Origin of the sequence: Micromonospora sp. PLK6-60 (assembly GCF_019890675.1) — a bacterium.
Lineage (GTDB): Bacteria > Actinomycetota > Actinomycetes > Mycobacteriales > Micromonosporaceae > Micromonospora.
On record NZ_JAIOAA010000010.1, the window covers coordinates 137,574 to 161,031 of the forward strand.

Sequence of the window (23,458 nt, forward strand, 5' to 3'; positions counted from 1 at the left end):
GTTGTACTTCTGACGGACGGCCGGGTTCGCCTCCCCGCACGGGAGGTGGCCCGGCCGTCCGCCTTTCCCCTGGAACAGCTCATCGGAGGTTGGCGGGTATGGGCCGGTTGTTCGGCACGGACGGCGTACGCGGGCGGGCGAACGCGGATCTCACCCCGGAGTTGGCGCTCGCGGTGGCGGTCGCCGCCGCGCACACCCTCGCCGAGACGGACAAGAGCCATCCCCCGCTGGCCGTGGTCGGCCGGGACACCCGGGCCAGCGGCGAGATGCTGGAGGCGGCCGTGGTCGCCGGGCTGACCAGCGCCGGCGCGAACGTCGTCCGGGTCGGCGTGCTGCCCACCCCGGCGGTGGCCTTCCTCACCGCCGAGACCAAGGCCGACCTGGGTGTGATGCTCTCCGCGTCGCACAACCCGATGCCCGACAACGGGATCAAGCTCTTCGCCGCCGGCGGGCACAAGCTCCCCGACGAGCTGGAGATGAAGATCGAGGCGGCCGTCGAGGCGAACGCCACCACCGCCTGGGCGCGGCCGGTCGGGGCCGGCGTGGGCCGGGTGCACGACCTGCTCGACGGCGCCGACCACTACGTGCAGCACCTGGTCGGGACCGTCCCGCACCGGCTGGACGGGATCAAGGTCGTGGTCGACTGCGCCAACGGCGCCGCCGCGGACGTCGCCCCGGTGGCGTACCGGGAGGCGGGCGCCGAGGTGATCGCGATCCACGCGGAGCCCGACGGCCTGAACATCAACGACGACTGCGGCTCCAACCACATCGACGCGCTGCGCCAGGCCGTGGTCGAGCACGGCGCGCACCTGGGCATCGCGCACGACGGCGACGCCGACCGCTGTGTCGCGGTGACCGCCGACGGCGACGAGGTCGACGGTGACCAGGTGATGGCGATCCTCGCCCTGGCCATGCGGGAGGCCGGCACGCTGACCGGGGACACCCTGGTCGCCACGGTGATGAGCAACCTCGGCCTGCGGCTGGCCATGCAGCGCGAGGGCATCCGGCTGATGGAGACCAAGGTCGGCGACCGGTACGTGCTGGAGGAGCTGCGCGCCTCCGGGCTGGCCCTCGGCGGCGAGCAGAGCGGCCACATCGTCCTGCCCGCGTACGCCACCACCGGCGACGGGGTGCTGACCGGGCTGCACCTGATGGCCCGGATGGCCGCCACCGGCCGGTCGCTGGCCGACCTGGCCGGGGTGCTCACCAAGCTGCCCCAGGTGCTGATCAACGTCCCGGTCGGCGACCGTACTGTCGGCGCGTCGGCGCCGGACGTGCGGGCCGAGGTGGAGCGGGCCGAGGCCGAGCTGGGCGAGACCGGCCGGGTGCTGCTGCGCCCGTCGGGCACCGAGCCGCTGGTCCGGGTGATGGTCGAGGCGGCCACCGAGGACGCTGCCCGGGAGGTCGCCGAGCGGATCGCCGAGCAGGTGCGGACCGCCAGCCCGGCCGGCTGACGCTTCCGAACCCGCCGGGCCGCGGTCGGCGGCCCGGCGGGCCGGGTTCACTGCTCGGCGAGCAGCCGGGCGACCGGCATCCGGTGCAGCAGGGCGGCCGGCACCAGCGCGGCCAGGCAGGTGAGGAGGACGCCGACGGCGGCCACCACGCCGGCGACCGACGCCAGCTCGCCGGGCAGGTCACCGACGAGCGCGGCGGCGCCGGCCAGCCCGAGCGCCGCCCCGGTGCCGGCGCCGAGCACACCCAGCGTGAGCCCCTCGTAGGCGATCAGCCGGGCCAGCGCGGCGTCGGTCCAGCCCATGGCACGCAGCGCGGCCAGCTCGGCCGCCCGGTCCCGGATGTTGAGGTAGAGCACGTCCGCCACGGCGGCCGCGCCCAGCAGGACGGTGGCGACCGCGGCTGTGGTGTCCGCGCCGCGCACGCTGAGCGAGACGGTGTCACCGAGCAGGCTGCCGACGATGGCCCCGCGGAACGCGTACGCGGCGGCGCCGACCAGGGTCAACGCGGCGACACCGAGGGCCAGCGCGCCCGCCCCGAGCGCCGTACGCCCGGGGGTGCGCAGCACGTTGACCAGCGCCAGCCCGAGCAGCGCGCGGGGCCGGCGGGCCCGGCCCACCCCCGCCACCGGTGCGCGCAGCGCGGCGGCCGGGTGCGTCCGCGCGGCCCGCAGCGCCGGAGTCAGGCCCGCGACCAGTGCCAGCCCCAGCGCCACCGGTACGGCGAGCAGCGCCCGCCGCCAGTCCACGTCGATGCCCAGGGCCGCGCCGAGCGGGACCGACAGGCCCACGGCCAGCAGCCCGGCGGCCAGTCCCAGCACGGCCACCTCGCCGAGGATCAACGCGCCGATCCGGCGGGCCGGCCAGCCGAGACAGGCGAGCACCGCCAGTTCCGAGCGCCGGTCGCGGACGGCGGCGGAGACGGCGTTGGCGAGGAAGAGCACGCAGACCACCAGCACCAGCGCGAACAGCACCACGCTCTTGCGGTCCACCGCCTTCGTGATCACCGACGCGACGCCGAGCGCCGCCCAGTTCTCCGCCAGCCGCAGCGCCGGGCGGCCGAATGAGCCCGCCGGCAGCTCCACCGCCTGGGGGGCGGGGGAGGAGCCGAGGGTGATGTCCACGTCCAGCCCGGTCTCGGTGGCGATCCGCTCGGCGACGAGCCGCACGTGCTCGGGGGAGCGTTCGCTGTAGCCGGCCACGTCGGCGACCCGGACCCGGATGGCGCTGATCGGCGCGGCGAGTTGCGGGCTGACGCTGCCGGCCAGCAGTTTCTGGACGCTGGCCAGGTTGGTCAGCAGCAGCGGCGGGGCGGACAGGTAGCCGGCCGGGTTGCCGCTGGGTTCCAGCGGCCGGCCGCCGAGCGCGGCCCGGCTGCGGTTCTCGGCGCCCTCGGCGCGCGGTGGCTGGTACGTCTCCAGCGGCACCTTGCCGACGTCGCTGAACCCGGTCAGCTTCTCCGGGTCGAACAGGCCCACCGACCGCCACTGCCGCAGGACGGCGGTGGACCGGCTGGACTGGGGGAGTCCGAGCGCGGCCAGCGGCCGGAACGGGGTGTCCTCGGTCAGCCAGGGCCGCGGGGTCGCGATGGACCGGTCGGTGCCCACGTAGACGTCGGGGTTGGGGGCCGCGGGCCGGGCCCGCAACACCCCGTCGGGGCTCCGGTCGTAGCTGACCTGGCCGGGCTGCACCACCCGGGAGAGCTGCCCGGAGCAGCATTCCGACCCGTCCGCGCCGCCGTCGAGCTGCGACCGGTACGCGCCCGCCGCGTCCTGCTCGGTGCCGCCGGCCGGCACGCTCGGCGCGCCGCGCAGCACCCCGGCCAGGTCCGCCGGGGCGACGTCGGCGATGCTGCCCCGCGGGGTGATCCGGCGCCAGGTGGTGCGGATCGCGCCGTCCAGGTAGGGCCGGGCGCTGACCAGCACGGGCAGGGTGTGGATGCGGGCGCCCTCCAGCTGCCTGGTCTGTACGTCGTCGCCGGTCGCCAGGGGCCGGCCGCCCACCACCGCGTCGGTGAGCCCGACCAGCCGCTGCTCGGCGTCCGGGTCGACGGCGGCGAGCAGGAACGGCACCGTCAGGGACTGCCGGACGACCAGTCGGTCGGCCGATTGGGCGGGGGGTGCGCCGGGGGCCTGCGGGGCGGGGCTTTCGAAACGTCCGTCGGGCAGCAGCCGGAATGCCTGTACCGACCAGGTCTGGCGCTCGGTGAGGGTGGCCATCGAGGGGGCCAGGTACCAGCGCGGGTCGCAGACCGGGGCGCTCCGGCCGCCCGGCAGCACCTCCCGCGGCACGTCGCCGCAGAGGTCGGAGTCGTAGCGGCGGCCGTCGCTGTACCGGATGGCGTCGGAGCGGAACCCGCCGGGGTTGTCCGGATACAGCAGTTGGTGCTTCGTCACGTAGACGTAGAGCGGCTCGGCGGGCGCGTGGCTGAGCCCGCGCTCGGCGAGGAAGGCCCGGTCGATCCGGATCACCTGGCGGTCCAGCGACGGGTCGACGGCGGCGGTCAGGTCCAGCGGCAGGTCGACCACGGTGGTGGAGTGACCGAGCATCGCGATCGGGGCGGCGACGTCCACCCCGGTCACCGCCCTGACCCGCTGGTACTGCTCGGTGGTGATGCCGCCGAAGGAATCCGAGAGGTAGTTGGGGCGGACCAGCCCCCGCTCGGCCTCCAGCGGAGTGCGGGTCCCCGCCGGGCGGACCAGGATGTCGTACGCGGCGCGGGTCTCCCGCTGCACGTCGCCGGTGACCGCCAGCCGGGAGGTGGTGGTGGCCCCGGTCAACACGACGAAGCCGGTGGTGGCCACCAGTACGCCGACCAGCAGGGCGACCGAGCGACCGGCCCGACCACGGATCTGACGCCAGACGAACCCGAACATGTCGTCCCTTCCTCGATTTTCTGGTGCGGGTTCGGCCGGCCGGGCTACAGCCGGAGCCGGGCCACCCGGTCGTAGGTGTCGGCCGGGTCCTCGCCACCGGTGAGGTCGACGTCCTCCACGACCTGCCCGTCGGCGAGTCGGATCAGCCGGTCGCAGCGGGCCGCGATGGCCCGTTCGTGGGTGGCGAGCAGGATCGTCATGCCGTGCCGGTCGCGCAGGTCCAGCAGCAGGTCGAGGATCTGGGCGCCGGTGGTCGAGTCGAGGTTGCCGGTGGGCTCGTCGGCCAGCAGCAGCCGCGGCTCGCCCATCAACGCCCGGGCGATGGCCACCCGCTGCTGCTGGCCGCCGGAGAGCTGGGCGGGCAGGGCGCGTTCCCGGTCGGCCAGGCCGACCGCGGCCAGCAGTTCCCGGGCCCGGGTGGCGTGGTCGGCGCGCCCCCGGCGCGGCAGCACGGGCGCGATCACGTTGTCCAGCACGGTCAGCGCGGGCAGCAGGTGGTAGCGCTGGAAGACGAAGCCGATGCCCTGCCGGTAGCGGGCCAGCGCGGCCCGACGCAGCGCGGTGACCGCCACGTCGTCCACCGTCACCGTGCCCCGGTCGGCCTGCTCGATCGCACCGATCAGATGCAGCAGCGTGGACTTGCCGGAGCCGCTCGGCCCGGTCAGCGCGACCACCGACCCGGGCGCTATCTCCAGCGACACATCGTCGACGGCGGTGAGCCGCTCGGCGCCGCTGCGGAACTGCCGGACCAGCCCGGCCACGCGGACCGCGCTGCCCGTGGTGGCGTCCATGGTCACTCCTCTGCCAGTAGTCGTGCGGTGGGAAGGCGGTGCAACAGCGCGGCCGGGACGACCGCCGCCAGGCAGGTGACCAGCACCCCCGCCGCGGCCACGGCGGCGGCCACCAGCACCAGCGCCGCCGGCAGCGCACCGACCAGCCAGGCCGCTCCGCCGAGGCCGAGCCCGGCGCCGGTCAACGCGCCCAGCAGGCCGAGCAGCAGCCCCTCGTAGCCGATCAGGCGGCCCAGCGCCGCGTCGGTCCAGCCGGTGGCCCGCAGCGTGGCCAGTTCGGCGGCCCGGTCCCGGATGTTCAGGTAGAGCACGTCGGCCACCGCGGCGGCGCCGAGCAGCACGGTGGCCACCGCCGCCAGGGCGTCCGCGCCGCGCACGCTCAGCGACACCAGGTCGCCGAGCAGGCTGCCCACGATGGCGCCGCGGAAGGCGTACGCGGCGGCGGCCACCAGGGTCAGCGCGGCCACCCCGATGGCCAGCGCGCCCGCGCCGAGCAGCGTGCGGCCGGGGGTGCGGACCAGGTTCGCCAGGGCGAGGCCCGGCAGGGTGCGCGGCCGGCGTACCCAGCCGGCGGCGGCCACCGGCGGGCGCAGCGCGGCGGCCGGGTGGGCCCGGGCGGCCCGCAGCGCCGGCGCCAGCCCCGCGACCAGCGCCAGCAGCAGAGCCACCGGTACGGCCAGCAGCGCCCGCCGCCAGTCCACGTCGATGCCCAGGGCGGCGCCGAGCGGCACCGCGAGCCCCACCGAGAGCAGGCCGGCGGCCAGCCCTGTCACGGTGACCTCGCCGAGGATCAGCGCCCCGATCCGGCGGGCCGACCAGCCGAGACAGGCGAGCACCGCCAGCTCCGGCCGGCGGTCCCGCACGGCCGCGGAGACCGCGTTGCCGAGGAAGAGTACGCAGACCACCAGCACCAGCACGAAGAGCACGGCGCTCTTGCGGTCCACCGCCCGGGTGATCACCGAGGCGACGCCGAGGGCGGACCAGTTCTCGGTCAGCCGCAGGTCGGGCCGGCCGAACGTGCCCGCCGGCAGTTCCACGGTCTGGGGGGCGGGGGAGGAGCCGAGGGTGATGTCCACGTCGAGGCCGGTGGCCCGGTTGATCTGCTCGGCGACCAGCCGGACCCGCTCGGCCGACCGTTCGCTGTAGCCGCCCACGTCGGCGACCCGGACCCGGATGGCGCTGATCGGCGCGGTGCGCTGCGGGCTGCTCCCGCCGTCGAGCAGCGTGGCCACGCTGGCCAGGTTGGTCAGCAGCAGGGGCGGCGCGGAGAGGTAACCGGCCGGGTTGCCACTCGGTTCCAGCGGTTTGCCGCCCAGCGCGGCGCGGCTGCGTTCGTCGGCGCCCTCGGCGCGCGGCGGCTCGTACGTCTCCAGTGGCACCTTGCCGACGTCGCTGAACCCCGTCAGCCGCTCCGGGTCGAAGACGCCCACCGCCGACCAGTGCCGGAACGGCGCGGTGTGCCCCTCGGTCAGCGCCAGCGGCCGGGCGGCCCGGGATCCCCGGTCGTCGGCGAGCCAGGGGCGGGGCAGCGGGTTGTAGATGAAGCGCTGGCCGTACACCTCGGGTGCGGCCGGCGGCTGCGGTTCGGGGCGCAGCGTGCCGTCGGGCAACCGTTCGTACCGGACGTCGCCGGACTGCACCACCCGCTGCAACTGCCCGTTGCAGCAGCCGGTGTCACTGAGCCCCTCCTCGACCATCGCCCGGTGTCCCCGCGCCACGTCGGCCCGGCTTTCACCGGCGGGCACGCCCGTCCGGTCACCCAGCGTCCGGGCCAGGTCGAGCACCGAGATCTCGCCGGGGTTCACCCCCGGCAGCCGGCTGAGCCGGGCGGTCAGCGTCTCGTCGATGAACGGCCGCGCGGTGACCAGGACCGGGAACCCGTGGTTGACCGCCATGCCGCGCTTGACGACCTCGACCGGGTCGTCGGCGCGCACCGGCCGGCCGGCGACCACCGCGTCGGCGAGGCCGACCAGGCGCTGCTCGGCGGGTGGGTCCACCGCCGCCAGCAGGAACGGCACGGTCACGCTGTACGCCATGACCAGCCGATCGGCGATCGTGCCGGCCCCGTCGTCGGCAGTGGCCAGGACATCCGGTCCGGCCTCGAACCTGCCGTCGGGTCGCAGTCGGACCGCCTCGACCCACCAGTCCTCGCGCTCCGAGTACGTCCCGCGGTCACCGAGCAACGCGTACCTCGGGTCGCAGATCGGCACGGTCCGCCCGCCGGGCAGCACCTCGCGGGGGACCACGCCGCAGCCGTCCTCGATCGGGTAGGAGCGGCCGTCCGAGTAGCGCCAGCGGTCGCCGCCGGTCAGTTGGGTGCGGTCCGGGTGGACGAGCGGGTTCTTCGTCACGTACACGTAGCGGGGTTTGCCGGGGGCGGCGGACAGGCCGCGCTCGGCGCCGAAGACGGGATCGACCCGGATCACCTGGCGGACCAGCGACCGGTCCACCGCGTCGGTGAGGTCGATCGGGGCCGGCACGCCGGTGGTGGAGTGGCCCAGCATGGCGATGGGCGCCGCGACGTCGACCCCGGCGATCGCCTCGACCTGCCGGTACTGATCGAGTGTGATGCCGCCGAAGAGGCCGGAGAGGTAGTTGGGCCGGACCAGACCGCGTTCGGCCTCCAGCGGCGTGCGGGTGCCCGGTGGCCGGACCAGAATGTCGTACGCGGCGCGGGTGTTGCGCTCGACGGTGCCGGTGACGGCCAGCCGGGAGGTGGTGGTGGCGCCGGTCAGGACGACGAAACCGGTGGTGGCCACCAGCACGCCGACCAGCAGCGCCACCGACCGTCCAGCACGACCGCGAAGCTGCGCCCAGATGAACCGGAACATGTCGCGCCTCCCCGTGTGCTGTCCCCACTCTGGGCGATACATTGTCACAATGCAAGGCCCGTCGCGGGCCCTGTTCCGGAACCGGATCGGAGGAGACGGTGGCGATCCAGCACGCGGTCCTGGCCCTGTTGGCGCGCGGCCCGAGCTACGGGTACGAGCTCAAGGGCGCCTTCGAGACGGCGGTCGGGCCGCAGTGGGGGCCGCTGAACATCGGGCACCTCTACCAGATCCTCGACCGGCTCTCCCGGGACGGCCTGGTCGTCGCCGAGCGGCATCCGCAGGCGGTCAAGCCCGACCGGGTGGTCTACGAGATCACCGCCGACGGCCGGTCCGAACTGGACCGCTGGCTCGCCGAGCCCAGCCCGCGCAGCGGCGGCTTCCGGGACGACTTCTTCCTCAAGGTCACCGCGGCGGCCCGCTCCGGCGCGCCGGAGACCGTCCGGGCCGTGCTCGGCAACCAGCGTGGTCACCTGATGCGCGAGCTGCGCAACCTCGACGGGCTGCGGCGCCGGGCCGACGCTCCGGTGGTCCGGCTGCTGCTGTCGGCGGCCACCCGGCACGTGGAGGCCGACCTGGCCTTCGTCGACGACGCGGAGGCGGCCCTGCTCGCCGACGGCGGCGCGACGCTGGCCACCCTGGCGGGCCAGCCGAGCACCGGCGGCACCGGTCGGCCGGCCGACCCGGGCTCGGCCCGCGCGGCCGGCTGACGGCCGGGCCCGGTGGGGGTCAGCGCCGGAATCGGGCCGCCCGGCCGGTCACCCGTCCTCGCCCAGCCGGCGCAGCCGGGCACCCGCCTCGGCCAGCACCTCGGGTCGCTTGCAGAAGGCGAACCGGACCAGCCGCCGGCCCGCCTCGACGTCGTCGTAGAAGACCTGGGTCGGCACGGCCACCACGCCGCACCGCTGCGGCAGCGACCGGCAGAACTCGATCCCGTCGCGCCCGCCGAGCGGGGTGACGTCGGCGGTGACGAAGTAGGTGCCGTCCGGGCTGAACACCTCGAACCCGGCCGCGCGCAGCGCGGCGCCGAGCTGGTCGCGTCGGGCCTGCATGCCGTCGCGGAACCCGGTGAAGTAGTCGTCCGGCAGGGCCAGCGCCACCGCCACCGCCGGTTGCAGCGGCGCGGCGTTGACGAAGGTGAGGAACTGCTTCACCCGCAGCACGGCCGAGACCAGCGGCGCGGGTCCGCTCGCCCAGCCGACCTTCCAGCCGGTGCAGGAGAACGTCTTGCCGGCCGAGGAGATCCGCAGGGTCCGCTCCCGCATGCCGGGCAGCGTGGCCAGCGGCACGTGCGGCGCCGCCGCGTCGGTGAAGACCAGGTGTTCGTAGACCTCGTCGGTGACCGCGTAGGCGTCGTACTCCTGACAGAGCTCGGCGACCAGGGCCAGCTCGCCGGCGGTGAAGACCTTGCCGGTGGGATTGTGCGGGGAGTTGAGCAGCACCAGCCGGGTCCGTGGCCCGAAGGCGGCGCGCAGCTCCGCCGGGTCGACCGCGTACCGGCCGTCGGCGCCGGGACGCAGCGTCACCGGCCGCCGGACCGCGCCGGCCAGGGCGATCGAGGCGGCGTACGAGTCGTAGTACGGCTCGAAGCAGACGACCTCGTCGCCCGGCTCGCAGAGGGCGAGGATGCTGGCCGCGACCGCCTCGGTGGCGCCGGCGGTGACCACGATCTCGCCGTCGGGGTCGTACGTCAGCCCCCAGAAGCGGTCCTGGTGCGCCGCGATGGCCGCGCGCAGCTCGGGCACGCCGGGGCCCGGAGGATACTGGTTGCGCCCGCCGCGCAGCGCCTCGGCGGCCGCGGCGAGCATCTCCGGCGGGCCGTCGGTGTCCGGAAAGCCCTGGCCGAGGTTGACCGCGCCGGTGCGCACCGCGAGCGCGGACATCTCGGCGAAGATGGTCGTCCCGAACGGCCGCATCCGGGCCACCAGCGGATCGACATTCGCGGTCGTCACGCCGGTCAGCCTACGCTCGCCGCTCCGCCGGCCACCCGGGCGCTGCAGTCGGCGACCGGTACCGCGCCGGCGGCGGAGTTGCGCGCCCGTTCCACCCCGTCCACCAGCAGCCGGCACTGGATGCCGCCGTTGCCGCGCTGCCGGCTGGCGAGCAGGTTGACGGTCGTGCCGGGCGCGGCGCGCAGCTCGGCGCGCCACGGCAGCCGGCCGGCCTCCACGGTTTCCGGCGCCCGACCCTCCACCCAGTACGTGACGCTGACCGGTCCGTCGCCGGTCACCTCGTAGACCACCCGGTGCGCGCCGGCCGACTCGTTCGGCGTCGGGGTGAGCACACCGGTCAGGTCGCCCGGCCGGGGCGACGCGCTCTGCGCCGCGGGTGCCGTGCGGTCCGGCTCCGGGGTGGTCCACACGCCCTGCCGGTGCAGGACGGTGGCCAGCACGACGGCCGCCGCGACCAGGGCGGCCAGCCCGCGCAACGCCCGGCGGGCCGACGGCCGGCGCGGCGTGCCGAACGGGTGCTCCGACAGCCGGCCGCCCAGGTCGGCCCACGGGTCCCGGGGGTCCTCCGCCGGGCCTCGGCGGGACGGTGGCGGGGTGGGGTCGGACATCAAGTCGCCTTCCGGGCTTGCTGGCGGATCCGCGACATCCTGCCAAATCCTACCGCCGACGGTCGACCCCGTGCCGGCGGTGGTTTGTCCCCCGGAGGACCCGGCTCGGCCCAATCGCTCAAATCTGATGCTCGAAAACCCGCCTTACGAGCACCCTAGATGAGCGAAACTCGGCTAGGCTCGCCTTCATGTGTGGAATCGTGGGTTACGCCGGCGCGCGCCCGGCGCTGGGCATCGTGCTCGACGGGTTGCGGCGGCTCGAATACCGGGGCTACGACTCGGCCGGTGTGGCGGTCGTCTGCGACGGCGTGCTGCTGACCGAGAAGAAGGCCGGCCGGCTGGCCAACCTGGAGAAGGTGCTGGCCGAGCGGGCCGCGGCCGACCCCGAGTCGTGCGCCGCCAGCCCGATCAACATCGGCGACGGCACCACCGGCATCGGGCACACCCGCTGGGCCACCCACGGCGGACCCACCGACCGCAACGCCCACCCGCACGTCGCCCCGGACGGCCGCACCGCCGTCATCCACAACGGCATCATCGAGAACTTCGCCACGCTCCGCGCCGAGCTGGAGGCGGACGGCGTCGAGTTCACCAGCGACACCGACACCGAGTGCGCGGCCCACCTGCTCGCCCGGGCGCTGGCCGACCTGCGCGCGGCCGGCGAGGCCGACGGCCCGCACCTGCTCTCCGCCGCGATGCGGGTGGTCTGCCAGCGGCTGGCGGGCGCGTTCACGCTGCTCGCCGTCGACGCCGGCATCCCCGGCGCGGTGGTCGGCGCCCGACGCAACTCACCCCTGGTGGTCGGCCGGGGCGACGGGGAGAACTACCTGGCCAGCGACGTGTCCGCGTTCATCGAGCACACCCGGGACGCGGTCGAGCTGGGCCAGGACCAGATCGTGCTGATCACTCCGGACCACATCGAGATCACCGATTTCGCCGGTCTGCCCGCCGCCGGCAAGGACTTCCACATCGACTGGGACGCCTCGGCCGCCGAGAAGGGCGGCTACGACTGGTTCATGCTCAAGGAGATCGAGGAGCAGCCGCAGGCGGTCGCCGACACCCTGCTCGGCCGGCTCACCTCCACCGGTGAGATCGCCCTCGACGAGGTCCGGCTCAGCGACGAGGACCTGCGCGACATCGACAAGATCTTCATCGTCGCCTGCGGCACCGCCTACCACTCCGGCCTGGTCGCCAAGTACGCCATCGAGCACTGGACCCGGATCCCCTGCGAGGTGGAGCTGGCCAGCGAGTTCCGCTACCGCGACCCGGTGCTCGACCGGTCCACCCTGATCGTGGTGATCTCGCAGTCCGGCGAGACGATGGACACGCTGATGGCGCTGCGCCACGCCAAGGAGCAGAAGGCCCGGGTGCTGGCCGTCTGCAACACCAACGGCTCGACCATCCCGCGCGAGTCCGACGCGGTGCTCTACACCCACGGCGGCCCGGAGATCGCGGTCGCCTCGACCAAGGCGTTCCTCACCCAGCTCGTCGCGTGCTATCTGATCGGCCTGCACCTGGCCCAGGTGCGCGGGATCAAGTTCGCCGACGAGGTGGGCGCGGTGGTCGCCCAGCTCCAGGAGATGCCGGGCAAGTTGCGCGAGCTGCTCAGCCGGATGGCGCCGGTCCGCGAGCTCGCCCGCGAACTGCACGCCGAGCCGACCGTGCTCTTCATCGGCCGGCACGTCGGCTATCCGGTGGCCCTGGAGGGCGCGCTCAAGCTCAAGGAGCTGGCGTACATGCACGCCGAGGGCTTCGCCGCCGGCGAGCTGAAGCACGGCCCGATCGCGCTGATCGACAAGGGCACGCCGGTGATCTGCGTCGTGCCGTCCCCGGTCGGCCGGGGCATGCTGCACGACAAGGTGGTCTCCAACATCCAGGAGGTCCGGGCCCGGGGCGCCCGCACCATCGTGATCGCGGAGGAGGGGGACGAGGCCGTGGTCCGGTACGCCGACCACCTGATCTCCGTGCCGCGTACCCCGACGCTGCTCGCCCCACTGGTCACCACCGTGCCCTTGCAGGTGCTGGCCGCCGAGATCGCCGCCGCCCGCGGCCACGACGTGGACCAGCCCCGCAACCTGGCCAAGTCGGTGACCGTCGAGTAGCCGCCCTGGGCCGCCTGCCCGCCGGGCGGGACCGACCTGCCGCATCCCGCGCCGTCCCCGTCGGGAGTGGGGCCGACCTGCCGCATCCTGCGCCGTCGGTGTCGGGAGCGGGGCCGGGCCGACTGCCGCGTCCCGCGCTGTCGAGGTCGGGGTTGGACCGACTTGCCGCGTCTCGCGCGGTCCGGCCCGTAGATGGGGCCGACTTGCCGCGTTCTGCGCTGTCGGGGGCGGGGGTGGGGCCGCTCGCCGCGCCCCTGCGTCGTCCGGTCGGGGGCCGACTTGCCGCGTCCCGCGCCGTCCGCGTCGGGGGTGGGGCCGACTTGCCGCATCCCGCGCCGTCCCCGTCGGGGATGGGGCCGACTTGCCGCATCCCGCGCCGTCGGGGTCGGGGGGCCTGCGGGGGGGGGGCGGGAGGCGGTCACCGGCCGAGGACGATCCGGGCCATGCCGTCCAGGGCCGGGTTCTCCGGCTCCCAGTAGCCGGTATGGCCGTACCGGCCGCTGGGAAAGCGTCGGCCGCCGAACCCCGGGTCGCTGGGGTCGTGTCCGAACCACAGCTCGTGGCGGTCGTACCCGCGCAGCACCGGCCCGATCGGCGTCTGGTCGAGCAGCGCCCGGCCGAGGACCTCGGGCAACGGGCGGGCCTGCCGGATCACGTCGTCCGGCGCGGTCGCCGCCCAGACCTGGCCCGGTGGCACCCGCAGCTCCCGGGCCTCGGCCACGCCCACCCCGGGCGAGCCGACGAAGACCAGCGCGTCCGCGCCGAGGCCGTGGTCCCGGGCGGCGACCCCGACCACCACCGACCCGTAACTGTGGCCCAGCACGGTCTGCCGGGCCGGCGGCCCGTCGTGGCTGGCCCGCAGCCCGTCCTGGAAGCGGCTCAGCGTCGGGCCGGCGTCGCGTGCCTGGCCGGAGCGGGCCGCCTCGTCGAGGAAGTCCGGCGCGTCGTAGTCCAGCCAGAGCACCGCGGCCGTGGCCGCGGTGGGGGCGAGGGCGTCGCACCGGGTCAGCACCCGGGCCGCCCGGCTCAGCTCACCGGCGGCGCCGGCCAGGTCGGAGGTCATCCCCGGCACGTAGGTCAGCACGTGGTCGGCGTGGTCCGGGTCGCCCAGCGCGACGATCGCCCGGCCGTCCCCGGCCGGGTCGAGACCGAGCAGGTACGCCCGCGGCGGCCCGGCTGCCAGCCGGTCGGCCAGCGCGTCCAGCCCGGCCAGGGCCGCCTCGGCGGAACCACGACCGGGACGGCCGCGGAACCGGCTCCACCGGGCGAGCAGGACGCCCCGGTGCGCGGCCAGCAGCGACCGGTTGGCCTGGTCCCGGGCCGCCACCGGAACCCCGTCGAGCCGCCCGACCAGGTGCGGCTCGTGCCGGACCAGCCACCGGCGCTGGGCCGGGGTGAGCCCGCGCCACCAGCGGCCGACCAGCGCCGGTCCCGCCCCCGCCGGTGGCCGCCAGGCCGGCGGCGACAGCCAGCCCGACCCGGCCGCGTCGGCCAGCCCGGCCAGCCGGCCGGCCGCCTCCCGGTCGGCCCGGTCCGCCGCGGCGAGCGCCGCGCCGATCGCCGCCGACACCTGCGTCACCGTCGGGCCGATCCGGTCCGGCGGGTGGCGGCCCGGATCGGCCCGGACCCGGCCGGCCCGGTCGACCGCCACCCCGGCCCGTTCCGCCAGGGCGACCGCCTCGGCCAGCCGCGCCTTCGCCACCCGCAACCGGTCGGCGAGGACGGCCAGCGTCTGGTCCACCTCGATCAGGACCGGCCGGATCGCGGCCAGCTCGGATCGCAAACCGGCGAACCGCGCCTGTGCGGCGCCCGCCGCCGCCCCGGACCAGCCACCGCGCAACGCCGCCGCCCCCTCGGTCAGCTCGGCGGCCCGCGCGTCGACCTGGCTGGTCAGCCCGCGCCAGGCGACGCCGGTGGCGTACCAGCCGGCCGGGTCGGCGGACCAGAGCCGCTCGTAGGCCGCGACCGGCGCGGCGGGACGCCCGGTCACCACGCCCCCGCCGCCGCACCGCTCGCTGGTGGCGAGCCGCCGGGGCGACCGGTCGCCCACGGCCCGCGCACCGCTCCGTGGCGCAGCGCGCGGGGCCGTGCGGTCGGGAACCGTCCGCTCACCGCTCGATGGCGGCCAGCCGGCGGGCCGCCCGGTCGTCCACCGCCCGGTAGCCGTCGGCGGCCACCCGGACCGCACCGGCGCTCTCCGCCAGCCGGCGGCCCAGGTCACCGGCCCAGCCCCGGACCGCCGCCGCCAGCCCCGCCAGCTCGGCGTCGGCCCGCCAGCCGGCCGCCTGCGGCGCGGGTGGGAGCCCGCCGGCCAGCCCGCGCACCAGCCGGTACGCGTCGCCGTCGAGCACCCCGGCCACCCGGTACAGCAGGTCGGGGTGGACGGTCAGCGGCTCCTCGCTCATGGTCGGACTCCTCGCCCTCGCCGGACATCGACAGCTGGCGACGCTAGGCGGTGCGGGGGTGGTTCCGCCGCCGCTGTGGACGGCGGGCGGTGGCCGTACGCCGGGGTTGTCCACAGGTGTTGCCCGGCGCGGATCCGGCGGCTAATCTCCGGCCCCGCGCGCCGGTAGGGTGGTTTTCGTGATCGTCGCGGTCGGCATCGACGTGGTCCTGGTGGCGCGGTTCACCCGCGCGCTGGAGCGCACCCCGTTGCTGGCGGAGCGGCTGTTCACCGAGGCGGAGCGGTTCACCCGCTCGGGCAACCCGCGCTCCCCGGAGTCGCTGGCCGCCCGGTTCGCGGCCAAGGAGGCGGTGGCCAAGGCGCTGGGCGCGCCGGCCGGGCTGAGCTGGCACGACTGCGAGATCGTGCCGGACCCGGACGGCCGGCCGTGGCTGACCGTGTCCGGCACGGTGGCCGCCGCGGCGGCCGACCGCGGGGTGAACCGCTGGCATCTGTCGTTGTCGCACGACGGTGGGATCGCCTCGGCCATGGTGGTGGCGGAGCGTTGACTGACCGGCGGGCCGCGGGTCCGCCGGGGGACGGGACGGGTGGCATGAAGCCGGTGTGGCGGGTCGCGGACGTACGCGCGGCGGAGGCGGGCCTGATGGCGACCCTGCCACCGGGGACGCTGATGAAGCGCGCGGCGGCCGGCCTGGCCCGCCGCTGCGCGTTGCTGCTCGCCGACCGGGGCGGGGTGTACGGCGCGCGGGTGCTGCTGCTGGTCGGCACCGGGGACAACGGGGGCGACGCGCTCTACGCGGGTGCGCTGCTGGCCCGTCGCGGGGCGGCCGTGTCGGCGCTGCCGACCACTCCGGGGCGGGCGCACGCCGACGGGCTGGCCGCGCTGCGCGCCGCCGGTGGGCGGCTGGTGGACCGGCCGCCGGCCACCGTCGACCTGGTGCTCGACGGGATCGTCGGCATCGGCGGGCGGGGCGGGCTGCGGGAGACCGCCGAGCAGCTCGCCGCGAGCCTCGCCGGCCGCTGCGGGCGGGACGGCGCCCGGGCCACGGTGGTCGCGGTGGACGTGCCCAGCGGCGTCGCGGTGGACACCGGGCACGTGCCGGTGACCGCGAGCGGCCGGGCCAGCGCGGTCCCCGCCGACGTGACGGTGGCCTTCGGCGCGCTGAAGCCCGCCCTGGTGGTGGGGCCGGCGGCGGCGCTGGCCGGCCAGGTCGAGCTGGTCGACATCGGCCTCGGGCCGTGGCTGCGTGGCACGCCGGCGCTCCAGGTCGTCGAGGGGGCCGACGTCGAGCGGTGGTGGCCGGAGCTGGGCGCGTCGGCGGAGAAGTACACCCGGGGCGTGGTCGGCGTGGCGACCGGCTCGGCGACGTACCCGGGGGCGGCGGTGCTCTCCGTCGGCGGCGCGCTGGCCGGGCCGACCGGCCTGGTCCGCTACGCGGGCGGGGCCCGGGCCGAGGTGGTGCACCAGCACCCGTCGGTGATCGCCACCGGGCGGGTGGCCGACGCCGGCCGGGTGCAGGCCTGGGTCTGCGGCTCCGGGCTCGGCACCGGGGAGGAGGCCGCCGCCGAGCTGCGCGCGGTGCTCGCCGCGCCGGTGCCGGTGGTGCTCGACGCGGACGCGCTGACCCTGCTGGTGGACGGAAAGATGGCCGACCGGCTGCGGGACCGGGAGGCGCCGATCGTGGTCACCCCGCACGACCGGGAGTACGCCCGGCTCTGCGGCGAGCAGCCGGGCGCGGACCGGGTCGGGGCCGCGCTGCGGCTGGCCGCCTGGATGAACGCGGTGGTGCTGCTCAAGGGGGACCGCACGATCGTCGGCACGCCGGCCGGCCGGGCGTACGTCAACCCGACCGGCACCCCGGCGCTGGCCACCGGGGGCACCGGCGACGTGCTGGCCGGTCTGCTCGGTTCGCTGCTGGCGGCCGGGGTGGCGCCGGAGCGGGCGGCGGCCGCGGCGGCGTACCTGCACGGGCTGGCCGGCCGGGAGGCGGCCCGGGGCGGCCCGGTGACCGCGCCCGACGTGGCGACCGCGCTGCGGCCGGTGGTCGGCCGGCTGGTCGGAACGCGCGGCTCCGGGCCGAGGTGATCTACCGGGAAGTAGGCTGGGTCCATGTGGCAGGCCGAGGTACGCGTCGACCTCGACGCGATCCGTGACAACGTGGCCCGACTGCGGTCGGGCACCAGCGCCGAGCTGATGGCGGTGGTGAAGGCGGACGGCTACGGCCACGGCATGGTCCCCGCCGCCCGGGCCGCGCTGGACGCCGGGGCGGACTGGCTCGGCGTCTGCACCCTGGACGAGGGGCTCGGGCTGCGCCGGGCCGGGATCACCGCGCCGGTGCTGGCCTGGCTGCTCGCGCCCGGCCTGCCGCTGCACGAGGGCGTCGCCGCCGGCGTCGACCTGGGCGTGCCGAGCCTGCCCCTGCTGGACGAGATGATCGAGGCGAGCCGCCGGGCGGACCGCCCGGCCCGGCTGCATCTCAAGATCGACACCGGGCTGTCCCGGGGTGGCGCCACCGTCGCCGACTGGCCGGCGCTGCTGGAGGCCGCCGCGAAGGCCCAGGCCGACGGCCTGGTCGAGGTGGTCGGCGTGTGGAGCCACTTCGTGTACGCGGACATGCCCGGCCACCCCACCACGGACCGCCAGCTCGCCGTCTTCCACGAGGGCCTGGCCATGGTCGAGCGGGCCGGTCTGCGGCCCCGCTACCGCCACCTGGCCAACTCGGCCGCCACGCTCACCCGCCCGGACACCCACTTCGACCTGGTCCGCCCCGGCATCGCCTGCTACGGGCTGTCGCCGATCCCGGGGGAGCGGTTCGGGTTGCGCCCGGCGATGACCGCCCGGGCCCGGGTGACGCTCACCAAGCGGGTGCCGGAGGGCACCGGCGTCTCGTACGGCCACACGTACACCACCGAGCGGGCGGCGAACCTGGCCGTGGTGCCGCTCGGCTACGCCGACGGGGTGCCCCGCAACGCCTCCAACGTCGGCCCGGTGCAGCTCGGCGAGGTGCGGCGGACCATCTCCGGCCGGGTCTGCATGGACCAGTTCGTGCTCGACTGCGGCGACGACCCGGTGGCGGCGGGAGACGTGGCGACCCTGTTCGGCACCGGCGAGCACGGCGAGCCGCTCGCCGACGACTGGGCCGAGGCGACCGGCACCATCAACTACGAGATCGTCACCCGGTTCGGCGGCAGCCGGGTGCCCCGGGTCTTCGACGGCGAGCGCCCATGACCAGGCCCCACCGGCTGCGCGTGCCCCGGCCGCGGACCGCCGCCGGGCGGGTCGCCGGGGTGGTCGGGGCCGCGGTGGGCGTGGCCGCCGCCGGGCTCGCCGCCGGCGTGGCCAGCGAACGCGCCCTGGTCCGCCGGCTCAAGGCCGACCCGACCGACCCGTACGCGCACGAGGTCTTCGGCGACCTGTCGTACGACGAGGCGTACCGGCTGGAGATGCCGGACGGCACTGACATCCACGTCGAGGTGGTGGAGCCGAGGCGGCCGATCGAGGGGCACCCGACCGTGGTGTTCGTGCACGGCTTCTGCCTGGACATGGGGACGTTCCACTTCCAGCGCAAGCTGCTCACCGAGCGCGGCGACTACCGGGTCGTCGCGTACGACCAGCCGGGGCACGGCCGGTCCGGCCGGTTGGAGACCGGCGAGTACGACCTGGAACGGCTCGGCCGCACGCTGCGCCGGGTGATAGACGCGACCACCCCGGAGGGGCCGCTGGTGCTGGTCGGCCACTCGATGGGCGGGATGACCATCATGGCCTTCGCCGAGCTGTTCCCCGAGCTGTTCGGCGACCGGGTGGTCGGCACGGTGCTGATGGCCACCTCCGGCGGCCTGCTGGCGGAGAGCCGGCTGGTCGCGCCGGCGCTGCTCAGCCGGGTCGGCGCGCCGGTGCTCTACATGGTCAACAACGCCACCCGGTACGGCGGCACGGTGATCGAGCACGCCCGCCGGTCGACCCAGAACGTGGCCTGGCTGCTCACCCGCCGGCTCGGGTTCGGCACCCCGAAGCCCAGCCCGGCGCTGGTCTCGTACGTCGAGACGATGAACTCCCGGACGTCGGCCGACACGGTGACCCGCTACCTTCGGACGCTGGCCACCCACTCGCGCCTGCCGGCGCTGGCCGCGCTGGCCGGCACCCCGGTGCTGGTGGTGGTGGGTGACAAGGATCTGATCATCCCGGCCACCCACTCCGAGGAGATCGTGCGACGGCTGCCGCACGCCGCGGCGGTCAAGATCCACGAGAGTGGGCACGTGGTGATGCTGGAGCACGCGGACCAGGTCAACGCCGCGCTGACGAGGTTCCTGGAGGGATTGTGAGTCACGTCGTCGAGCTGCCCACCGCGGCCGACACCCAGGCGTTCGGCCGCCGGCTGGCCCACGTGCTGCGCCCCGGCGACCTGCTGCTGCTCACCGGCCCGCTGGGCGCCGGCAAGACCGCGCTGACCCAGGGCATCGGCGCCGGCCTGCACGTACGCGGCGACATCACCTCGCCCACCTTCGTCATCGCCCGGGTGCACCGGCCGGACCCGGAGCGCGGCGGCCGGGTGGCGCTGGTGCACGCCGACGCGTACCGGTTGGGCGACGCCGCCGACCCGCGGGCCGAGATCGACGACCTGGACCTGGACGCCTCGGTGGACGACTCGGTGACCGTGGTCGAGTGGGGCGAGGGCATGGTCGAACAGCTCGCCGACGCCCACCTGCGGGTCCGCATCGACCGCCGGGACGACGACACCCGGGTGGTGGAGCTGGAGCCGGTCGGCGGCGACTGGGCGGTACGGCTGACGGCCCTCGGCTGACAGCGTTTGCTGACGGTCGAGCGGTCACCGCAGCAGGTCGAGGAACTCCGCCGGCGTCAGTCCGGCCTGCCGGAGGATCGAGGCCAGCGTGCCCCGCTTCACGGTGCCGTGCTGGGGCACCACGACGACGTTCCCGGACGGGTTCCGGTAGACGGCGTGGCTGCCCTTGGTGCGTACGTGTTCGAAGCCGGCCTTCTCCAGACCGTGCAGGACCTTGCGTAGCGGAAGGTCTGCCAGGGCTGGGCTCACGCAGCCCGCCCGACCTGGAACGACGTCACCAGGGGAGTGGTCTCGATCGCGGGATTCTCCACCTCGTCGAGGTAGACCTCGACCGCCTCGCGCAGGTTGGTGAGCGCCTCGTCGAGCGTCTCGCCCTGGCTGGCGACGTCGAGCTCCAGGCAGCGGGCGACGTACCAGTCGTCCTCCTGGTGGACCGCGGCGGTGAAGGTGCGAGTCATGCCGTCTCCAGAGGTCGTGATCCGACGTCGTCATCCTACGGAAGTCCGGACCGCGCGGGCCGGTCCTGTCGGCCGCGGGTGTCGGTGCGGCCTGATAGGAAGAGGGCCGACTCGCTCGTGTGAAAGGTTGCCGATGCCCGACGACGCCCCCACGCTCGACCTGATGGCGCTGCTCCCGGAGGGGTGGCGCGCCGCGCTCACCCCGCACCTCGACCCGGCCCGCACCGCGGCGCTGGCCGACTTCGTCGCCCGGGAGTACGCGACGCGGACCGTCTTCCCGCCGGTCGAGGATCTCTTCTCCGCCTACCGGCTGTGCGGGCCGGAGCAGTGCCGGGTGCTGATCCTGGGGCAGGACCCCTACCACAAGGCCGGGCAGGCGCACGGGCTGAGCTTCAGCGTCCGGGACGGGGTGACCGTCCCGCCGTCGCTGCGCAACGTCTTCAAGGAGCTGGGCGAGGATCTCGGCGTGCCCAAGCCGCGCAGCGGCAACCTGGACGGCTGGGCGGCGCAGGGCGTGCTGCTGCTCAACGCGGTGCTCACCGTCCGCCAGGCCACCCCCGGGTCGCACGCCAACTCCGGCTGGGAGGAGTTCACCGACGCCACCATCCGCGCGCTGGACGCGCTGGACCAGCGGGTGGTGTTCCTGCTCTGGGGCGGTTACGCCCGCAAGAAGGCCGCCCTGGTCACCAACCCGCGGCACGTGGTGCTGGAGGCCGGCCACCCCAGCCCGATGAATCCGCGCGGCTTCCTCGGCAGCCGCCCGTTCAGCGCGGCCAACAAGGCCCTCGCCGACGCCGGCCTGCCCACCATCGACTGGGAACGCAGCGCCGGCTGACCCGCCGCTGAGGCTCACACTCGATCGGACCCATGCCCGGGCCGGGGACTACCGAGCGTGACCCCCGGTTCCGCCAGGCGGGCGGGGCGGGGGCGTCACGGGTGGTAACCGGTGGGGCGACTACGCTGGCATACCGTGCTCGTACTCGTGGTGGATTCCTCGACCCCCGCGGTGACCGCGGCGCTGGCGGAGGTCTCGGCGGACGGCGTCGTGTTGCGCGCGTACCGCCGTACCGTCGATGCCCGTGCCCATGGGGAGCTGCTCGCGCCGCAGGTCGACGCGGTGCTGGCGGACGCGGACGCCCGGGCCGCCGACCTGACCGCCGTGGTCGCCGGGCTCGGCCCGGGCCCGTTCACCGGGCTGCGGGTGGGGCTGGTCACCGCCGCGACCATGGGCCAGGTGCTCGGCATCCCCACGTACGGCGTCTGCTCGCTGGACGGGGTCGGCCACCCGGCGGCGGCCGGCGAACCGGTCCTGGCGGCCACCGACGCCCGGCGCAAGGAGATCTACTGGGCGGTCTACGACGGCGCGGGCCAGCGGATCGCCGGACCGGACGTGGACGCCCCGGCGGTCGTCGCCGAGCGGGCCCGCGACCTGGCCGTCACCGTCGCGGTCGGTGACGGCGCCCTCCGGTACGCCGACGTGCTGGGCCTGCCGGTGCGGGACGAGCCGCGTTACCCGGACCCGGCGGCGCTGGTCCGGCTGGCGGCCGAGCGGATCCGGGCGGGCGCGCCGACGGAACCGCTGACCCCGCTCTACCTGCGTCGTCCGGACGCCGTGGCGGCGACCGGCCGCAAGCCGGTCCTGCCGTGACCGGTCCCGCCGTAGCCGGTCCGGCGGCGAGTGGTCCCGTGGTGCGGCTGGAGCGGTTCCGCTGGTGGCACATCACGCAGGTGCTGCCGATCGAGGCGGACCTCTTCGGCGCCGAGCGGTGGTCGGCGCCGATGTTCTGGAACGAGCTGGCCAACGGGCACTTCTATCTGGTCGCCACCGACGACACCGGGGCGGTGCTCGGCTACGCGGGGCTCACCGTGCAGGCCGACGAGGCGTGGGTGCAGAACATCGCGGTGCGCCGCGACGCCCAGCGGCGCGGCCTGGGCCGGCTGCTGCTGGAGGCGCTGCTCGCCGAGGCGGCCCGGCGGCATGCCCCGAGCGTGCTGCTGGAGGTCGCCGCCGACAACGCGCCGGCGCAGAAGCTCTACGCGGCGTACGGCTTCGAGCCGATCGGCCTGCGCCGCGGCTACTACCAACCGAGCAACACCGACGCGCTGATCATGCGGCGCGGGACGGACGAATAGGCGATGGCTGACGAACCCCTGATCCTGGGCATCGAGACCTCCTGCGACGAGACCGGCGTCGGCATCGTGCGCGGGCACACGCTGCTCGCCGACGCGCTCGCCTCCAGCGTCGAGGAGCACGCCCGGTTCGGCGGGGTGGTTCCGGAGGTGGCCAGCCGCGCCCACCTGGAGGCGATCGTGCCGACCATGGACCGGGCCCTCAAGGAGGCCGGGGTGACGATCGCCGACGTCGACGCGATCGCCGTCACCGCCGGTCCCGGGCTGGCCGGCGCGCTGCTGGTCGGGGTGGCCGCGGCGAAGGGCTACGCGCTCGCCGCCGAGAAACCGGTGTACGGGGTCAACCACCTCGCCGCGCACGTCGCCGTGGACACTTTGGAGCACGGCCCGCTGCCCGAGCCGGCGATCGCCCTGCTGGTCTCCGGCGGCCACTCGTCGCTGCTGCGGGTCGACGACCTGTCCACCGGCGTCACGCCGCTCGGGGCCACCATCGACGACGCCGCCGGGGAGGCGTTCGACAAGGTGGCCCGGCTGCTCGGCCTGCCGTTCCCGGGCGGCCCGCCGATCGACCGCGAGGCGCGGGCCGGCGACGCCGCGGCGATCGCCTTCCCGCGCGGCCTCACCGCGGCCAAGGATCTCGCCGCCCACCGGTACGACTTCTCGTTCTCCGGCCTGAAGACCGCGGTCGCCCGCTGGGTGGAGGCGCGGCAGCGGGCCGGCGAGCCGGTGCCGGTGGCCGACGTGGCGGCCTCGTTCCAGGAGGCGGTCTGCGACGTGCTCACCGCCAAGGCGCTGGCGGCCTGCCGGGCCGACGGCATCGAGACGCTGGTCATCGGCGGCGGCGTGGCGGCGAACTCGCGGTTGCGGGCGATGGCCGAGCAGCGGGCCGAGAAGTACGGCATCCGGGTCCGGGTGCCCCGGCCGAAGCTCTGCACCGACAACGGCGCGATGGTGGCCGCGCTCGGCGCGCACCTGGTCGCCGCGGGGGTCGCCCCGAGCCGGCTGGACCTGCCGGCCGACTCGGCCATGCCGTTGACCGTGGTCAGTGTCTGAGCC

General features: G+C 75.7%; 21 protein-coding genes. 12 read left to right on the plus strand and 9 right to left on the minus strand.

Annotated elements, in window-relative coordinates:
- Positions 1-98: 98 nt before the first annotated feature.
- Entirely contained in the window at positions 99-1,454 is a 1,356-nt protein-coding gene (gene glmM / locus K7640_RS19880; protein WP_222956357.1) for a phosphoglucosamine mutase, read from the plus strand.
- 47 nt (positions 1,455-1,501) lie between these two features.
- Here glmM and K7640_RS19885 read toward each other — a convergent pair whose 3' ends face one another.
- Genes K7640_RS19885 through K7640_RS19895 form a run of 3 tightly spaced genes read right to left on the minus strand, consistent with a single transcriptional unit; the run spans position 1,502 to position 7,949 of the window.
- Positions 1,502-4,327, minus strand: coding sequence for an FtsX-like permease family protein (locus K7640_RS19885; protein WP_222956358.1), 2,826 nt, complete (start codon positions 4,325-4,327; stop codon positions 1,502-1,504).
- Between the two features lie 44 nt (positions 4,328-4,371).
- On the minus strand, positions 4,372-5,118 hold the full coding sequence (locus K7640_RS19890) for an ABC transporter ATP-binding protein (RefSeq protein ID WP_222956359.1): 747 nt from the start codon (positions 5,116-5,118) through the stop codon (positions 4,372-4,374).
- A 2-nt stretch (positions 5,119-5,120) separates the two neighbouring features.
- The gene (locus K7640_RS19895) at positions 5,121-7,949 is read right to left on the minus strand and encodes an ABC transporter permease (protein ID WP_222956360.1); all 2,829 of its coding nucleotides are present in this window, start codon (positions 7,947-7,949) and stop codon (positions 5,121-5,123) included.
- Positions 7,950-8,047: 98 nt separating this feature from the next.
- Here K7640_RS19895 and K7640_RS19900 point away from each other — a divergent pair, with 98 nt between their 5' ends.
- Positions 8,048-8,656 carry a PadR family transcriptional regulator gene (locus K7640_RS19900; protein ID WP_222956361.1) on the plus strand — a complete coding sequence of 203 codons (609 nt, stop codon included), beginning with the start codon at positions 8,048-8,050 and terminating at the stop codon, positions 8,654-8,656.
- Positions 8,657-8,704: 48 nt separating this feature from the next.
- Here K7640_RS19900 and K7640_RS19905 read toward each other — a convergent pair whose 3' ends face one another.
- On the minus strand, positions 8,705-9,898 hold the full coding sequence (locus K7640_RS19905) for a pyridoxal phosphate-dependent aminotransferase (protein ID WP_222956362.1): 1,194 nt from the start codon (positions 9,896-9,898) through the stop codon (positions 8,705-8,707).
- Between the two features lie 5 nt (positions 9,899-9,903).
- Positions 9,904-10,506 (minus strand): MmpS family transport accessory protein, encoded by a 603-nt coding sequence (locus K7640_RS19910; protein WP_222956363.1) that lies wholly within the window; start codon positions 10,504-10,506, stop codon positions 9,904-9,906.
- 188 nt (positions 10,507-10,694) lie between these two features.
- Between K7640_RS19910 and glmS the strand changes: the two genes are divergently transcribed.
- Positions 10,695-12,608 (plus strand): glutamine--fructose-6-phosphate transaminase (isomerizing), encoded by a 1,914-nt coding sequence (gene glmS / locus K7640_RS19915; RefSeq protein WP_222956364.1) that lies wholly within the window; start codon positions 10,695-10,697, stop codon positions 12,606-12,608.
- 418 nt (positions 12,609-13,026) lie between these two features.
- Here glmS and K7640_RS19920 read toward each other — a convergent pair whose 3' ends face one another.
- Both K7640_RS19920 and K7640_RS19925 read right to left on the minus strand, forming a co-directional pair.
- The gene (locus tag K7640_RS19920; RefSeq protein ID WP_308042615.1) at positions 13,027-14,658 is read right to left on the minus strand and encodes an alpha/beta hydrolase; all 1,632 of its coding nucleotides are present in this window, start codon (positions 14,656-14,658) and stop codon (positions 13,027-13,029) included.
- Between the two features lie 58 nt (positions 14,659-14,716).
- Positions 14,717-15,013, minus strand: coding sequence for a hypothetical protein (locus K7640_RS19925; RefSeq protein ID WP_222956365.1), 297 nt, complete (start codon positions 15,011-15,013; stop codon positions 14,717-14,719).
- Between the two features lie 178 nt (positions 15,014-15,191).
- On the opposite strand from K7640_RS19925, the gene K7640_RS19930 reads away from it, so the two are divergent.
- From K7640_RS19930 to tsaE, 5 genes are read left to right on the plus strand one after another with little or no spacing between them, the layout of a single operon-like run.
- Complete coding sequence (locus K7640_RS19930; RefSeq protein ID WP_222956366.1) at positions 15,192-15,560, plus strand: holo-ACP synthase; 369 nt, start codon at positions 15,192-15,194, stop codon at positions 15,558-15,560.
- Between the two features lie 44 nt (positions 15,561-15,604).
- Positions 15,605-17,098 carry an NAD(P)H-hydrate dehydratase gene (locus K7640_RS19935; RefSeq protein WP_222956367.1) on the plus strand — a complete coding sequence of 498 codons (1,494 nt, stop codon included), beginning with the start codon at positions 15,605-15,607 and terminating at the stop codon, positions 17,096-17,098.
- Positions 17,099-17,122: 24 nt separating this feature from the next.
- Positions 17,123-18,241, plus strand: coding sequence for an alanine racemase (alr, locus tag K7640_RS19940; RefSeq protein ID WP_222956368.1), 1,119 nt, complete (start codon positions 17,123-17,125; stop codon positions 18,239-18,241).
- Entirely contained in the window at positions 18,238-19,335 is a 1,098-nt protein-coding gene (locus tag K7640_RS19945; RefSeq protein WP_222956369.1) for an alpha/beta fold hydrolase, read from the plus strand. Before alr ends, K7640_RS19945 begins: the two co-directional genes overlap by 4 nt.
- Positions 19,332-19,814, plus strand: a complete 483-nt coding sequence (gene tsaE / locus K7640_RS19950) for a tRNA (adenosine(37)-N6)-threonylcarbamoyltransferase complex ATPase subunit type 1 TsaE (RefSeq protein WP_222956370.1) — start codon at positions 19,332-19,334, stop codon at positions 19,812-19,814. Before K7640_RS19945 ends, tsaE begins: the two co-directional genes overlap by 4 nt.
- 24 nt (positions 19,815-19,838) lie before the next feature.
- Here tsaE and K7640_RS19955 read toward each other — a convergent pair whose 3' ends face one another.
- Both K7640_RS19955 and K7640_RS19960 read right to left on the minus strand, forming a co-directional pair.
- Complete coding sequence (locus tag K7640_RS19955; RefSeq protein WP_222956371.1) at positions 19,839-20,063, minus strand: type II toxin-antitoxin system HicA family toxin; 225 nt, start codon at positions 20,061-20,063, stop codon at positions 19,839-19,841.
- Positions 20,060-20,272 carry a type II toxin-antitoxin system HicB family antitoxin gene (locus K7640_RS19960; protein ID WP_222956372.1) on the minus strand — a complete coding sequence of 71 codons (213 nt, stop codon included), beginning with the start codon at positions 20,270-20,272 and terminating at the stop codon, positions 20,060-20,062. The genes K7640_RS19955 and K7640_RS19960 overlap by 4 nt, the downstream gene beginning before the upstream one ends.
- A 133-nt stretch (positions 20,273-20,405) precedes the next feature.
- Here K7640_RS19960 and ung point away from each other — a divergent pair, with 133 nt between their 5' ends.
- The 4 genes from ung (at position 20,406) to tsaD (ending at position 23,455) form a co-directional block, all read left to right on the plus strand.
- Positions 20,406-21,107 carry a uracil-DNA glycosylase gene (gene ung / locus K7640_RS19965; RefSeq protein WP_222956373.1) on the plus strand — a complete coding sequence of 234 codons (702 nt, stop codon included), beginning with the start codon at positions 20,406-20,408 and terminating at the stop codon, positions 21,105-21,107.
- Positions 21,108-21,242: 135 nt separating this feature from the next.
- Positions 21,243-21,920 (plus strand): tRNA (adenosine(37)-N6)-threonylcarbamoyltransferase complex dimerization subunit type 1 TsaB, encoded by a 678-nt coding sequence (gene tsaB / locus K7640_RS19970; RefSeq protein ID WP_222956374.1) that lies wholly within the window; start codon positions 21,243-21,245, stop codon positions 21,918-21,920.
- 41 nt (positions 21,921-21,961) lie between these two features.
- The gene (gene rimI, locus K7640_RS19975) at positions 21,962-22,405 is read left to right on the plus strand and encodes a ribosomal protein S18-alanine N-acetyltransferase (protein WP_222956423.1); all 444 of its coding nucleotides are present in this window, start codon (positions 21,962-21,964) and stop codon (positions 22,403-22,405) included.
- A 3-nt stretch (positions 22,406-22,408) separates the two neighbouring features.
- A complete protein-coding gene (gene tsaD, locus K7640_RS19980; protein ID WP_222956375.1) occupies positions 22,409-23,455 on the plus strand; it encodes a tRNA (adenosine(37)-N6)-threonylcarbamoyltransferase complex transferase subunit TsaD in 1,047 nt (348 codons plus the stop codon).
- Positions 23,456-23,458 lie beyond the last annotated feature (3 nt).

Coding starts and splice junctions, on each gene's coding strand:
- K7640_RS19910 (WP_222956363.1), bottom strand. CDS start 10,506: ATGTCCGACCCCACCCCGCCACCGTCCCGCCGAGGCCCGGCGGAGGAC.
- K7640_RS19885 (WP_222956358.1), bottom strand. CDS start 4,327: ATGTTCGGGTTCGTCTGGCGTCAGATCCGTGGTCGGGCCGGTCGCTCG.
- tsaD (WP_222956375.1), top strand. CDS start 22,409: ATGGCTGACGAACCCCTGATCCTGGGCATCGAGACCTCCTGCGACGAG.
- K7640_RS19895 (WP_222956360.1), bottom strand. CDS start 7,949: ATGTTCCGGTTCATCTGGGCGCAGCTTCGCGGTCGTGCTGGACGGTCG.
- ung (WP_222956373.1), top strand. CDS start 20,406: ATGCCCGACGACGCCCCCACGCTCGACCTGATGGCGCTGCTCCCGGAG.
- alr (WP_222956368.1), top strand. CDS start 17,123: ATGTGGCAGGCCGAGGTACGCGTCGACCTCGACGCGATCCGTGACAAC.
- K7640_RS19935 (WP_222956367.1), top strand. CDS start 15,605: ATGAAGCCGGTGTGGCGGGTCGCGGACGTACGCGCGGCGGAGGCGGGC.
- glmM (WP_222956357.1), top strand. CDS start 99: ATGGGCCGGTTGTTCGGCACGGACGGCGTACGCGGGCGGGCGAACGCG.
- K7640_RS19945 (WP_222956369.1), top strand. CDS start 18,238: ATGACCAGGCCCCACCGGCTGCGCGTGCCCCGGCCGCGGACCGCCGCC.
- K7640_RS19925 (WP_222956365.1), bottom strand. CDS start 15,013: ATGAGCGAGGAGCCGCTGACCGTCCACCCCGACCTGCTGTACCGGGTG.
- K7640_RS19890 (WP_222956359.1), bottom strand. CDS start 5,118: ATGGACGCCACCACGGGCAGCGCGGTCCGCGTGGCCGGGCTGGTCCGG.
- glmS (WP_222956364.1), top strand. CDS start 10,695: ATGTGTGGAATCGTGGGTTACGCCGGCGCGCGCCCGGCGCTGGGCATC.
- K7640_RS19960 (WP_222956372.1), bottom strand. CDS start 20,272: ATGACTCGCACCTTCACCGCCGCGGTCCACCAGGAGGACGACTGGTAC.